Origin of the sequence: Ancylobacter sp., from assembly GCF_965249975.1 — a bacterium.
Taxonomy (GTDB): Bacteria; Pseudomonadota; Alphaproteobacteria; order Rhizobiales; family Xanthobacteraceae; genus Ancylobacter.
The window spans coordinates 230,735-243,021 of the sequence record NZ_CBDFNE010000018.1 but is presented as its reverse complement, the minus strand read 5'-3'; the positions used below and the strand labels follow the sequence as shown (position 1 = coordinate 243,021).

General features: G+C 66.4%; 15 protein-coding genes. 6 read left to right on the top strand and 9 right to left on the bottom strand.

Translation table 11 applies throughout. The features are described from left to right. Positions 1–3 precede the first annotated feature (3 nt). Positions 4–678 (top strand): DUF1028 domain-containing protein, encoded by a 675-nt coding sequence (locus tag ACP2AH_RS14085; RefSeq protein WP_425106376.1) that lies wholly within the window; start codon positions 4–6, stop codon positions 676–678. A 293-nt stretch (positions 679–971) separates the two neighbouring features. Next, a complete protein-coding gene (locus ACP2AH_RS14080; RefSeq protein ID WP_425106375.1) occupies positions 972–1,433 on the top strand; it encodes a type II 3-dehydroquinate dehydratase in 462 nt (153 codons plus the stop codon). A gap of 27 nt (positions 1,434–1,460) precedes the next feature. Here the strand turns inward: ACP2AH_RS14080 and ACP2AH_RS14075 are convergent, their stop codons facing one another. Continuing rightward, positions 1,461–2,492, bottom strand: coding sequence for a biotin-dependent carboxyltransferase family protein (locus ACP2AH_RS14075; protein WP_425106374.1), 1,032 nt, complete (start codon positions 2,490–2,492; stop codon positions 1,461–1,463). Beyond that, a complete protein-coding gene (gene pxpB / locus ACP2AH_RS14070; protein WP_425106373.1) occupies positions 2,489–3,250 on the bottom strand; it encodes a 5-oxoprolinase subunit PxpB in 762 nt (253 codons plus the stop codon). Before pxpB ends, ACP2AH_RS14075 begins: the two co-directional genes overlap by 4 nt. An 83-nt stretch (positions 3,251–3,333) precedes the next feature. Here pxpB and ACP2AH_RS14065 point away from each other — a divergent pair, with 83 nt between their 5' ends. Further along, positions 3,334–4,116 (top strand): LamB/YcsF family protein, encoded by a 783-nt coding sequence (locus tag ACP2AH_RS14065; RefSeq protein ID WP_425106372.1) that lies wholly within the window; start codon positions 3,334–3,336, stop codon positions 4,114–4,116. A gap of 105 nt (positions 4,117–4,221) precedes the next feature. Here ACP2AH_RS14065 and ACP2AH_RS14060 read toward each other — a convergent pair whose 3' ends face one another. Next, entirely contained in the window at positions 4,222–5,208 is a 987-nt protein-coding gene (locus ACP2AH_RS14060) for a TerC family protein (protein ID WP_425106371.1), read from the bottom strand. 171 nt (positions 5,209–5,379) lie between these two features. Then, positions 5,380–5,616, bottom strand: a complete 237-nt coding sequence (locus ACP2AH_RS14055) for a hypothetical protein (protein WP_421698075.1) — start codon at positions 5,614–5,616, stop codon at positions 5,380–5,382. A 94-nt stretch (positions 5,617–5,710) separates the two neighbouring features. Here ACP2AH_RS14055 and ACP2AH_RS14050 point away from each other — a divergent pair, with 94 nt between their 5' ends. Beyond that, the gene (locus ACP2AH_RS14050) at positions 5,711–6,631 is read left to right on the top strand and encodes a hydrogen peroxide-inducible genes activator (protein ID WP_425106370.1); all 921 of its coding nucleotides are present in this window, start codon (positions 5,711–5,713) and stop codon (positions 6,629–6,631) included. Positions 6,632–6,638: 7 nt separating this feature from the next. On the opposite strand, the gene ACP2AH_RS14045 is transcribed toward ACP2AH_RS14050, so the two are convergent. The 5 genes from ACP2AH_RS14045 to ACP2AH_RS14025 form a co-directional block, all read right to left on the bottom strand. Then, a complete protein-coding gene (locus tag ACP2AH_RS14045; RefSeq protein ID WP_425106369.1) occupies positions 6,639–7,478 on the bottom strand; it encodes a metal ABC transporter permease in 840 nt (279 codons plus the stop codon). Continuing rightward, entirely contained in the window at positions 7,475–8,302 is an 828-nt protein-coding gene (locus ACP2AH_RS14040; RefSeq protein ID WP_425107043.1) for a metal ABC transporter permease, read from the bottom strand. The genes ACP2AH_RS14045 and ACP2AH_RS14040 overlap by 4 nt, the downstream gene beginning before the upstream one ends. 35 nt (positions 8,303–8,337) lie before the next feature. Next, a complete protein-coding gene (locus tag ACP2AH_RS14035) occupies positions 8,338–9,228 on the bottom strand; it encodes a manganese/iron ABC transporter ATP-binding protein (RefSeq protein ID WP_425106368.1) in 891 nt (296 codons plus the stop codon). Further along, positions 9,225–10,160 carry a metal ABC transporter substrate-binding protein gene (locus tag ACP2AH_RS14030; protein WP_425106367.1) on the bottom strand — a complete coding sequence of 312 codons (936 nt, stop codon included), beginning with the start codon at positions 10,158–10,160 and terminating at the stop codon, positions 9,225–9,227. Before ACP2AH_RS14030 ends, ACP2AH_RS14035 begins: the two co-directional genes overlap by 4 nt. Positions 10,161–10,279: 119 nt before the next feature. Further along, positions 10,280–10,801 (bottom strand): hypothetical protein, encoded by a 522-nt coding sequence (locus ACP2AH_RS14025; protein WP_425106366.1) that lies wholly within the window; start codon positions 10,799–10,801, stop codon positions 10,280–10,282. A 98-nt stretch (positions 10,802–10,899) separates the two neighbouring features. On the opposite strand from ACP2AH_RS14025, the gene ACP2AH_RS14020 reads away from it, so the two are divergent. Then, positions 10,900–11,859, top strand: a complete 960-nt coding sequence (locus tag ACP2AH_RS14020; protein ID WP_425106365.1) for a hypothetical protein — start codon at positions 10,900–10,902, stop codon at positions 11,857–11,859. 112 nt (positions 11,860–11,971) lie between these two features. After that, entirely contained in the window at positions 11,972–12,235 is a 264-nt protein-coding gene (locus tag ACP2AH_RS14015) for a DUF2188 domain-containing protein (protein ID WP_425106364.1), read from the top strand. Positions 12,236–12,287: the final 52 nt, after the last annotated feature.

The following is a 12,287-nucleotide window of genomic DNA, read 5'->3' as shown; positions in this document are numbered from 1 at the left end:
CTTATGACCTTTTCCATTTCCGCCCGTTGCCCGCGCACGGGGCAGTTCGGCATCGCGGTGTCGTCCTCCTCGCCGGCGGTGGCGGCGCGCTGCGCCCATGCCCGCGCCGGGGTGGGAGCGGTGGCGACGCAGAACATCACCGACCCCACGCTGGGGCCGAAGGGGCTGGACCTGATGGCCTCCGGCCTCTCGGCGCCGGAGGCGCTGACCCGGCTGCGGGCTTCGGGCGCTTATATCGACTACCGGCAGATCGCGCTCATTGATGCGCAGGGCCGCACGGCGGGCTTTTCCGGCGCGAAGACGCTCGGCACCCACCACATCGCCGAGGGCGAGGGCGTGGTGGCGGCCGGCAATCTTCTCGCCTCAAAGCATGTGCCGCAGGCGATGGTCGATGCCTTCACCGCCGCTTCGGGACCCCTCGGCGACCGGCTGGTCGCCGCCATGCAGGCGGCGCTGGCGGCCGGCGGCGAGGAGGGGCCGGTGCATTCGGTCGGCATGCTCATCGTCGACACGGTGGCGTGGCCGGTGGCGGACCTGCGGGTGGACTGGCACGAGAGCGACCCCCTCGGCGCGCTGGCCGATCTGTGGGAACTGTGGAAGCCGCAGATGGACGCCTATGTCACCCGCGCGCTCGACCCTTCCACCGCGCCGTCCTATGGCGTGCCGGGGGATGAGTGAGGGGGGAGACTCTTTTGCATCTCTTGCCGTCATCCCGGCCGGAGCGCAGCGGAGAGCCGGGATCGGTCTCCACCTGTCACACGATCCCGGAGCGGGCCGCTGGTCCGTCCGGGATGACGCCTTTCAAGCAGCCCCGTCAAGCCAGCCCTGATCGGACACACTGTCCACCTCATCGGCCTCATCAGCCTCGGGCTTCCGCTCGGGTCATAGGCGGACATAAAGGCCGTCCGGCGGCGGCCATGGCCACCACCCGCCCGCGCGAGCGCGCGGCCTGACATTTTAGCGAAAGGGCGTTGATTATCATGAGCTTGCCGCCCGTCCGCCTGTTCGTGCTCAATGGCGCCAACACCAATCTCTACGGCCTCGACCCTACCGGCCCCTATGGCGCGCTGACGCTGGAAGATATCGCGGAAGATTGCCGCGTGCGGGCGCAAGTGCTTGGCGGAGAAGTCGATTTCCGCCAGTCGAACCATGAGGGCGTGCTGGTCGACTGGATTCAGGAGGCCCGCACCGCGGCGGATGGCATCGTCATCAACGCCGGCAGCCTCTCCTACACCTCCATCGCCCTGCTCGACGCCCTGTCAGCGGTGAAAAAGCCGACTTTTCAAGTACATGTGAGCAATGTGTTCACCCGCGAACCCTTCCGCCATCATGCTCCACTGGCGTCAGCGGTAACGGGGTGCATTATCGGCCTCGGCCCGAGCGGCTATGGCGTCGCCGTGGAAGCGCTGATCGCACATATCCGGCGGCGATAAAAGCATTTAATATCAGAGTGATACGGCCTAGAGCCCGCTGACGACGCCGGAGATCAGATTGGCGCCATAGAGCGCCTCAAGGTCGAGGCCGGCACCGTCGCGCACCGGCGCCATCGAGGCTATCAGCCGTTGCAGTTCTGCCTCCGCCACCCGCCGCGCCGCTTCCGCCTCCGCCACGCTCACCGCCGTGAAACGCAGGGTCGCGCCCGGCAGCAATCGGCCGGCACGCGGCAAATCGGCGGAGATGACGGTAGCGATTTTGGCATAGCCGCCAATGGTTTGGTGGTCTGCGAGCAAGAGGATCGGCAGGCCCGAGCCTGGCACCTGGACGGCGCCGGTGACGATGCCGTCCGAGACAATATCGGCACCGCCACGGAAGGTGAGCGGCGTCCCGTCGAGCCGCATTCCCATGCGGTCCGCCTCGCGCGAGACGCGGTAGGGGGTATGGAAGAAAGCTTCCAGCGCCGCTTCGGTGAACGCGTCCGCCTGCGGGCCGGGCACCGCGCGCAGCGTCACTTCGCCGTCAGTGGCGGGCGCGGAGGGAAGCGCGAGGCACGGGCCTAAAGCGCTGGCATTGCTTATGTTCAGCCGGTCGCCCGCCGCCAGCGCGCGCCCTTCATGGCCGCCAAATCCGCCCTTCGAATCGGTCGACCACGACCCAAGGACAGGCGGAACGTCGATCCCGCCGGCAAAGGCAAGCACGGCGCAGCCCGATCCGGTCAGCGCGCCGATCCGCACCCGCGCGCCCTCCGGCACATCGATGGCCCGCCACGCGCCATAGCGCTGCGTTTCGCCGCCGACATTCACCTCAATCTCCGCCTGCGCGCCCGCCAGTGCCATCCGCAGCGGTCCGTCGCAAACCTCAAATACCGGGCCGAGCAGGCGAATTTCCAGCGCCGCCGCCCCGGCCGCATTGCCCACCAGCGCATTGGCGAGCCGCAGAGCCATGCTGTCCAGCGCGCCGCACACCGGCACGCCATAGGCCTGGAAGCCGACGCGGCCGAGGTCCTGCACCGTGCTCTGCAGGCCGGGCTGGAGGATGTGCAGGTAGCCGGTCACGTGGAAAGCCCTTCGGTTTCCGGGACATAGCACCCCTGCGCAACCGCGCTGGCGGTGGCGGCATGGGCGTCGGCATCCACCGGCACGAACCGCACCCCATCGCCCGGCGCGAACAGGGTCGGCGGCGCCTTGCCGGGGTCGAAGAAGCGCAGCGGCGTATGGCCGATGAGATGCCAGCCGCCCGGCGATTCCACGGGGTAGATGCCCGTCATGCGCTGGGCAATGGCGACCGAACCCGCCGGGACACGAACGCGCGGATTCGTCCGTCGCGGCAGGTCGAGCGATGCCGGCAGGTCACCGAGATAGGCGAAGCCGGGCAGGAAGCCCTGCGCATAGACCCGGTAGAGCGTGCCTGCATGGAGGTCGATCACCTCCGCCTCGCTCAACGCGGTCGCCGCCGCGACCTCGGCGAGGTCCGCCCCGCCCGCGCCTCCATAGAGCACCGGTACCCGCCAGATGCGGCTGGGACCGGCGGTGAGCGCCTCGTCCAGCTCAAGATCGCCAATAAGCCGTTGCAAAGTCTCCGCATTGGTCGCGAGCGGGTCGTAATGGACCAGCAGGGAGCGGAAGCTGGGCACGGTCTCCACCAGCCCATCCGGCGGGGTGGCGGCCAAAAGCGCGGCGGTGCGGTGGACGAGGGCGTTGATCGCGGGGTCGATGCACTCCCCGAACTCGACCGCGAAGGCGGTGTCGCCGGCGGGCAGGAAGCGCGCCCGCGCACCCAGGCGCCGCGCCGTCGTCGCCGTGTCGTCCCCCATCCCTGCCTCCGCCGCGTTCCGCCCTGAAAGGCTCTGTCGTATAAGGACTTCAACGCGCCGGCATCAGCCCTTTGGGAGCTTCCGTGACAAAACGCATCAACATCAATGCCGATCTCGGCGAGGGCTACGGGCATTATGCGATCGGCAATGACGACGCGATCCTGAAGATCGTCAAGAGCGTGAACGTCGCCTGCGGCCTGCATGCCGGCGACGCGACGATCATGCGCGATGTGTGCCTGAAGGCGAAGGCGAACGGCGTTTCCGTCGGCGCGCATCCCGGCTTCAACGATCTCTGGGGCTTCGGGCGCCGGCAGATCCGCATGAGTGCGGACGATCTCGAATATCTCGTCGCCTATCAGCTCGGCGCTCTGGCCGCTATGGCGACCTATGCGGGGATGAAGGTCACGCATGTGAAGCCGCATGGCGCGCTCAACAATATGTGCGCGGTGGAGCCCGACTATGCCCGCGCCGTCGCCCGCGCCATCAAGGTGGTCGACCCCTCGCTCTACTATCTCGCTTTGTCCGGCACGGAGATGGAGCGGGCGGCGGTCGATTTCGGCGTGCCACTGGCGCGGGAGGCCTTCATCGACCGGCTTTATGAGGATGACGGCAATCTGCGCGCGCGCGCCCATGGGGATGCGATGATCCGCGATCCCGCCGTCGCGGCGGCGCGGGCGGTGCGCATGGTGCTGGAGGGCGAGATCGTTTCGGTGAGCGGCAAGCGCATGCCGACCCGGTTCGATTCGCTGTGTCTGCATGGCGACGAGCCTTCCGCTCTTGCGGTGGCCAATGCCTGCTGCGAGGCCCTGCGTGCGGCCGGGGTCGAACTGGTCACGCTGCCGGAGATGATGCAGGGCGAGCGATAGCCGGAATGGAAACGGCAAAGGCCGGGCGCGGCGCCGCGGTGCGGCTTCCGGCCCGGCCCCTTGAGGCGTCGGGAAGGGCCGGCGCGTGAGCGCCGGTCTTCCTGGTCAGTGCGCGCCAAGCGCGTTCTTGCGGGTCTTCCACAGCGAGAAGACGATGCCGCCGGCGATCATCGCCACCGTTACGCCAAGCGAGATCGCGGGGTCGAGCTTGCCGTAATAGTAGTTCCAGAAGATCTTGCCACCGATGAACACCAGCACGAGCGCCAGAGCGTATTTCAGGTATTCGAAGCGGTGAACCATGGCGGCCAGGGCGAAGTAGAGGGCGCGCAGGCCGAGGATCGCCATGATGTTGGCGGTGAAGACGATGTAGGTGTCGGTGGTGATGGCGAAGATCGCCGGCACCGAGTCGACCGCGAAGATCAGGTCGGCGATGTTGATGACCACCAGCGCCAGGAACAGCGGCGTCACCCACAGAACCATCTTGCCCGTCACCGGGTGCGGCTGGCGCACGATGAAGCGCTGGCCGTGCAGCTGCGGGGTCACCCGCAGCACGCGGGAGAGCAGGCGCACCAGCGGGTTCTTGGAGATGTCCTGTTCGCCTTCCTTGACGATCAGCATCTTGATGCCGGTGCCGATCAGGAACGCGCCGAACAGCAGCAGCACCCAGTCATATTCCTGCACCAGTGCCGCGCCGACGCCGATCATCAGGCCACGCAGCACCAGTACCGCAATGATACCCCAGACCAGGGCGCGGTACTGATAGATGCGGGGAATGGCGAAATAGCTGAAGATCAGCGAGATGACGAAGACATTGTCGATCGACAGCGCCTTCTCGATCGCATAGCCGGTGAAATACTGCATGCTGGCGTCGGCGCCGCGCGAGTACCACACCCAGCCGCCGAACAGCACGGCGACGGCGATATAGAACAGCGAGAGTCTGAGGCTTTCGGCAATGCCCAGTTCCTTCTCGCCCTTGTTCAGCACGCCGAGATCGAAGGCGAGCAGGACGAAGACGACGGCAAGGAAGCTCAGCCAGAGCCAGGCGGGCGTGCCGACAATGTCGGCGGTGATCAGCGCAATCAATGTGTCCATGGGGTCCTCGGTTCAGGCTCCACGGCGCGCGACAGCACGCCGGGCTGCGGCACCGCGGAGGGCGACGCAGCCCGTTCGTGCGGACATGCGGGGAGCATGGGTGGATTGAGGGCCGACATGGCGGCGGTGCCGTCAGAGGGACCCGGACCTCAGTTGGGCGAAAGGGGAAGGTCAGCGCAGGCGCGGCAGGGCCAGATCGGTGAAACGCCCGGGGCGGCGCGTGGCCCGCACCTCGACTCTCTCGCGCCCTTCGCGGCGCAGATAGTCGATCTGGGCGAGAATCTGGCGCTTGATGCGCTTGAGTGCCATCAGGCGTTCGCCGTCCGGCTGCTCGCGGCGGCGTTCGGCCGCGAGTTCGACATCGAGCAACTGGCTCCGGGTCGTCAACGACTTGAGGAACTGGTCCACGTCAACCTCCTTTCAACGGGGACAAGATGACGTGGACGCGATCATAGTTCCAATGCATAGTCTCAATAGTATCGATAGTCAGGAGCTATGAGGCTTGGCCTTCCGTCCCACCCATCGCCAGCTGGAATATGCCGTGGCCCTGGCGGAGACCGGTCATTTCGGCGCGGCGGCGCGTCGCTGCCATGTCTCGCAACCCACGCTTTCGGTGCAGATCGCCCAGTTGGAAGCGCAGCTCGGCACCCCGCTGTTCGACCGCACGCCCGGCCGGGTGCAGCCCACCGCCATCGGGATGCGGGTGATCGAGGCAGCACGGGAGGTGCTGCTGACGCTGGACGACATCGTCGCGGTGGCGGCGAGCGGGGCGCGCAATCTCGGCGGGCTGATCCGGCTCGGCGTGGCGCCAACCTTCGGCCCCTATTTCCTGCCGCATCTTCTGTCTCCCCTGCACGCCCGTTTCCCGTCGCTGCAGATCTACATCAAGGAGGAGCGCCCGGCGGCGATCCTGCGCGAGGTGGTGTCGGGTGCGCTCGACTGCGGCCTCGGGCCGGCGCCGGATTCCGGCCACGCCGTCACCTTCCGTCGGCTGTGCCGCGAGAGCATTTTTCTCGGCGTGCCGAAGGACCATCCGCTCGCCGCCCTCGGCCATGTCGATCCGCAGGCGCTGCGCGGTGAGCGGCTGCTCACCCTCGGGCGCGGGCATCATCTGTTCGAGCGCACGCGCCAGCTCGCGGCGGCCTGCGGCGCCGAGATGCGGGAGGATTATGAAGGCACCAGCCTCGACGCGCTGCGCCAGATGGTGCTGATGGGCATGGGCATGTCGCTGTTTCCCGAGCTCTACGCCCGTTCGGAATTCCGCATGGAGGACGACATCGCCCTGCTCACCCTCGATGGCTGGCCGGCCAGCCGGGAGATGGGCTATTTCTGGCGCGCTGGTAACGGGCGGGCGGCACAGTTCGAGGAACTGGCGCGCGAGAGCGAGGCGACCTGCGCCTCGCTCGGCCTCGGTTCACGGTAAGCCCCGCTCAGCCGGCCTCTCCCGCCTCGATCCGGCGCGTCCTCAGCGAGGCGCGCAACAGCGCGGCGATGAATACGATGCTCATCAGCAGCACGATGGTCGGGGCCGGGGCGCTGTCGAGGAAGAAGGAGAGGTAGACGCCCAGCAGCGAGGCGATCACTGCCACCGCCAGCGCTGCCGCCAGCATGGCGCCGAAGGTGCGGGTGAGGAGAAAGGCGATAGCCCCCGGCGCGATCAGCATGGCGATGGCGAGGATCAGCCCCACGGCGGTGAGCGCGCCGACAATGGTGAGCGAGATCAGGCACAAAAGGCCGTAGTGGAGCCACCCGACCGGCAGCCCGACGGCGCGCGCCTGCACGGGATCGAAGGCGTGCAGCAGGAAATCACGCCACTTCACCGCGATCACCGCCGCCACCACGATGGCCACCAGCGCCGTCTCGCCGATGTCGCGCCAGGAAACGCCGAGCATGTCGCCGAACAGGATATGGTCGAGATGCACCTCGGACTGGATCTTGACGTAGAGCACCAGCCCGACACCGAACATGCCCGAGAACACGATGCCCATCACCGTGTCCTGCTTGATGCGGCTATTGTCCTTGAGATAGCCGGTCGCCACCGCGCAGAACATGCCGGCGGCGAAGGCGCCGAGCGCCAGCGGAAGGCCGAGGATATAGGCCAGCACCACCCCGGGAAATACGGCGTGTGAGATGGCGTCGCCCATCAGCGACCAGCCCTTCAGCACCAGGAAGCAGGAAAGCAGCGCCATCGGCACCGCCACGAGCCCGGAGATGACGAGCGCGTTGACCATGAAGTCGAACTGGAACGGGGTGAGCAGCGTCTCGATCATGCCGACGCCTCCGAGCTCATGGCTTCCGCCGCCCGCCGCCGCGCCGCCAGCATGCCGTGCTTGGGCGCGAAGACGAAGGCGCTGAGGAAGACCGCCGTCTGCAGAACCACGATGATGCCGCCGGTGGCGCCGTCGAGGAAATAGCTGGCATAGGCGCCGAGAAAGCTGGTGCCGGCGCCGATGGCGACGGCGATCGCCAGAAGCCGGGGGAAACGGTCGGCCAGCAGATAGGCAGTGGCGCCGGGCGTCACGACGAGACAGATGACGAGGAAGGCACCCACGGTCTGCAGCGCGGCGACCGTCGACGCCGCCAGCAGGGTAAAGAACAGGATTTTCAGCGCCGTCGGCTTGAGGCCGATGGAGCGCGCATGCGCCTCGTCGAAGAACACCGCCATCAGGTCGCGCCACTTCACCAGAAGGATCGCCAGCGACAGCGTGCCGATGATCGCCAGTTGCAGCGTGTCCTCCGGCGTGATGGTGAGGATGTTGCCGAGCACGATGGTCTGGATGTTCACCGAGGTCGGCGACAGCGAGACCATGAACAGGCCGAGCGCGAAGAAGGAGGAGAAGATCAGCCCGATGATGGCGTCCTCCCGCAGCTTGGTGCGCTGGTTGAGAAACAGCATCGCCGCTGCCGCCAGCCCGCCGGAGAAGAAGGCGCCGATGGCGAAGGGCAGGCCGAGCATATAGGCGCCGGCGACGCCGGGCACGATGGCATGGGACAGCGCGTCGCCGATCAGCGACCAGCCCTTGAGCATGAGATAGCAGGAGAGGAAAGCGCACACTGCCCCGACAAGGGCCGAGACCCACATGGCGTTGCGCATGTATTCATAACCGAAGGGTTCCGCCAGCAGCGTGATCACGGGGCGTTCTCCCGCGTGCGGGGCGCGCATTCGCCCTTTTCGCCGTAGAACACCAGCGGGCGCTCGTCGTCGGTCAGCACGGCGAGCTGGCGGCTGTCGTCATCCGCGTGCAGCCCCGCCCCGCTCAACACGAAATGGCGCAGCACGCCGCCGAAGGTCTTCTCCAGATTGGCCTCGGTGAAGGTCTCCGCCGTCGGGCCATAGGCGAGCACGGTGCCCTTCACCAGCACGGTGCGGTCACAGAACTCCGGCACGCTACCGAGATTATGGGTCGAGACCAGCATCACCCGCCCCTCGTCGCGCAGCGCGCGCAATAGGGCGATGATCGCCTCCTCGGTCTTCACGTCGACACCGGTGAAGGGTTCGTCGAGCAGGATCACCTTCGCGTCCTGCGCCAGCGCGCGGGCGAGGAAGACCCGCTTCTTCTGGCCGCCGGAGAGTTCGCCGATCTGCCGCTTGCGGAACTCGCTCATATTGACGCGGGCCAGTGCGTCGGTGACCGCCGCCCGGTCGGCGGCGCGGGGAATACGCAGGAAGCCCATATGGCCGTAGCGGCCCATCATCACCACGTCTTCCACCAGCACGGGGAAGTTCCAGTCCACCTCCTCGCTCTGCGGCACATAGGCGACGAGATTGCGCTTCAGCGCCTCGGCCACGCTGGCGCCAAGAATGCTGATCTCGCCCGAGGCGAGACGCACGAAGCCCATGATTGCCTTGAACAGGGTCGACTTGCCCGAGCCATTGACCCCGACCAGCGCGGTGATGGTGCCGGTTGGGATGGCGAAGCTGGCGTCGCGCAGGGCGGTGTGGCCGTTGCGATAGGTCACCGAGACATGGCGGACGGCGAGGCCCTCGGCGGTGGGGGGAAGGTCGAGCGCGGCGTTCACTGTGACAACCCCTTGGCGAGGCCCTTTTCCAGCGTGCCTGTCGTGACGGTCAGCAGATCGATATAGGTCGGCACCGGCCCGTCCGCCTCGCTCAGCGAGTCGACATAGAGCACGCCGCCATAGAGCGCGCCGGTCTCCCGCGCCACCTGCTGCGCCGGCTTGTCGGAAACGGTGCTTTCGCTGAACACGGCCGGGATCTTGTTGGCGCGCACCGCGTCAATCACCTTGCGCACCTGCTGCGGCGTGCCCTGCTGGTCGGCATTGATCGGCCAGAGATAAAGCTCCTTCAGCCCGAAATCCCGTGCGAGATAGGAGAAGGCGCCCTCGCTCGACACCAGCCAGCGCTTGTCGGCGGGAATGGCGTCGAGCTCGGCGCGGATCGGCGCGACGGCGGCCTCGATCTTCGCTTTGTAGGCGCTCGCATTGGCCGCATAGGTCGCCGCGTTCGCGGGGTCGTATTTCATGAAGGCGTCGCGAATATTGTCGACATAGATCAGCGCATTGGCGGGCGACATCCAGGCATGGGGGTTCGGCTTGCCGCTGTAGGGCCCCTGCGAGATGCTGATCGGATCGACGCCGGCGGAGACGACCACGCTCGGCACATCCTTGAGATTGCGGAAGAACTTCTCGAACCAGAGTTCGAGATTCAGCCCGTTCCAGAGGATCAGCTGGGCGCCCTGCGCGCGCTGTATGTCGCCGGGCGTGGGGGCGTAGTTATGAATCTCAGCGCCCGGCTTGGTGATTGATTCCACTACCGCCGCGTCGCCCGCCACGTTGCGCGCCATGTCGGCGATGACGGTGAAGGTGGTCACCGCCTTGAATTTCGGCGCGGCCGGCGCGCTTTCCTGCGCCGCGAGGCCAGTTACACCGGAGGCAACGATACCGGCCGCCACCAGGCTCCGCAGAACCGCCCGTCTCGACCCGTACCACATGCCCGTCTCCTCTTGCGAATGAGTTGCAAAATCATATTAGGGCGCGCATCGGGATTTGCAACTGCGAACGAGTTGCAGAAATGGGGCGTGGACAGGCCTGGCCGTGCGGCCCGGTGCGGTCACGGCGTGATTTTAAAGCTCTCGGCGGCGGCCCCACGGCAGGCGTGGAACATGGCGACGAAGGCGCCCGCTCGGTTGGGGAGGCCGCTTCGCTCCCAAAGCGTTCCCGCGAAGGGGTTGTCCGGCGCGGGCAGGGCGCGCAGCAGGTCGGGCAGGGTCGCGTTAACGCAGCCGAAGACCATCGCGCGCACCGCTTCCACGCCGCAGGCACGTCCGGCCGGATTGAGCTCTGCTGGCCGTATCTCCCTTAACCTCCTGTCCGCGCCTACGAGGAGGAAGGATCGTTCCCCGGACGGGGCGCCTTCGGCGCGCAGGAGGTCGTCCAAACGCTGGCGTTCGACGGCGTAATGAAAGCTCTTGCAGGCCCCGGGCGGGGTCGCCTGCGCCGTCGCCATCAGCGGGGCGGCGAGCATCAGAGCGAGGCCGATGCAAAGAGCGGTGGAGGTCAGCGGCCGCAACGCGGCACAACGCGGCGCCCGTTCTCCTCGACCGCGCCGCGCGGGTGTGGCGAAAAAGATCATGACGGTTCGCCTCGACAACGTCATCAGGTTACGCTCCATGCGTGCAAGGGCGTTTGCTACTCCGCGTGAAAGCGTACGCGCGGGGCGAAGGCATCTCCATGGGCGGGCAGGAGGCCGGTTTGGAAGTCGGTGCGCGGGAAGACAGCCGGGCTGCCTTGGCGCAGGAGGGCGTTTCTGCACCAGTGGTCGACCATGTCTTGAGCTACAACCGAGTCGGTTCGCTTGATGCCGCCGTGGGGCTTGTGGCGGTATTTCTTGCTGTCATTTTTTCTGCGACTTTGATCATATTTGCGAGACGTATTGAGGCTGCGACGCGACCCGATGTGCTTGATATCGCCGTTCATATGGACGGCCTTTTGTACGCGTATGATTTCTCCGCCCCACTTATTCCCGCGCTATTCGGTGCTTTCCTGATTTCCGTCGCGCTTGGGATGTTTGCCGCCCTGTCACCCGCGTCATGGCGGTCCACTGTTTTCATCGCCTTTATCACGAAGCTTAAGCAGAAACGTTTTTCGCGATGGCTGCTAGGTAGGATGTTGGCGCGGCTCGCGGGTGAGACCGACCCCGCGCGCTTTGTGCGCCGCTTCGTGTTCATGCCGGCCTGGTTTCTCATGGCGACAGGTGGCCTGTTTCTCGCGTTGAGCGTGCCGGTCGCGATGTGGGAGGTGCGGGCTTTCGAGGTGTTCACGCCGGAGGGCTATTATGTCTCGCCCCTTTTCCCGTGGAGCACGCCGCGTCTCCACCCTTGGGCGTCCGCGGCTTATGTCGAGACGGGCTGCAGCCATTATTCCCGAAAGGGCCGCACTGATAATTCGATGATCTACCGGGTTACATTGGCCGACCGCACCGTAGCCTACCCCACCTATGTGAAGCCGGTTCGTGGCTCTTGGCTCGATGGAATGGAGACGATCGACAAAACCCTCCGCTCCGCAGGAGTGAGGTTCACGCCTTGGAGCCTGAACGATCCTTATGATCCTCGCTGCATCCGTGCGATGCGACGTAAGTTCTCCGCGGATGAATTTGCACGACTCCGGCGCATTCTGCGCTTTCCGAACTGACACTGGCGAAACCGTGGCAAACGGCAAGACCGCGATCGCTCTCCGGGTCATGGATGGGGGCCAGCCGGAACCCGGCGCCCGGCTCCAGGGTTAGGCTGCGGGAGGATCATCCATGAGCCATATTCGCTACGAGATCGTCGAGCATGACGGCGGCTGGGCCTACAAGCTCGGCGATGTCTTTTCGGAAACCCATCCCACCCATGACGCGGCGCTTGCCGCCGCGCGCGACGCGGCTGCACGGCAGTCCATCTCCGGCGAGACCCGGCCCATCGCCTATCAGGATCGCAGAGGGCGCTGGCATGAGGAGGTCGCGCAGGGCGGCGACCGTCCGGAGGTGGAGGTCGAGGATACCGCCAAGGCTTCTTCGCGCGACTGAGCCGTGATCGGGACGGCGGCTCTGCCGTTCGGCCTCCTGCGGAAAGGCATGC